Annotated in this window: 1 protein-coding gene; it reads left to right on the forward strand. The window is 72.8% G+C overall.

What is annotated here, in order from left to right; genetic code table 11:
- Positions 1–25: 25 nt before the first annotated feature.
- The coding region (locus G3O00_RS43055; protein WP_346779041.1) for a 3-dehydroquinate synthase II at positions 26–541 on the forward strand (516 nt) is incomplete at its 3' end.

The raw sequence follows: 541 nt of genomic DNA on the forward strand, positions 1-541 counted from the left end.
CCACGCGCCGCTCGCAGGCGTTCGCGTGAGGATCGACGGCGCGGCCGATTTCGACGCCGCGCGCACTGCAATCGCGCGGCACGCGCTCGTGCTGATCGACTACGCGCTCGCGACCACGATGCCGCTCGAGCGCCTGCTCGCGGGTGCCGGCGATGCCGCGTGCCGCATCGTCGTGTCGCTGGCCGATCCGCACGGCGCAGCCTACCTCGCGCGCAAGCATGCGCAGTCGCCGGTCGACATCGCGTTCGCACCGCGCGATGCGGCCGCGTTGCGCAGCGTGCTCACCGCGTGCGGCGAGCTGCGCGCACGCGAGCCGCTGAAGCTGAAAACATTCGAGGTGCAGCGCGTCGAGCCGCTCGGCGTCGGGCTGCATGCGGTGATCGACGGCTGTTCGCAGCTGGACGGCGAAGAGTGCGTGCTGGCCGGCGCGAGCGCGACCAGCATGCTGCTCGTCGTCGCGGCCGGCGCCGCGCATCCGCCGGGCCGGCCGCTCACGTTCGGCATCGATGCGGGCTCGGCCGAATCGTTCGTGTTCTGCGGC

It is taken from the genome of Burkholderia sp. Ac-20384 (assembly GCF_017104605.1).
Lineage (GTDB): Bacteria > Pseudomonadota > Gammaproteobacteria > Burkholderiales > Burkholderiaceae > Burkholderia > Burkholderia lata.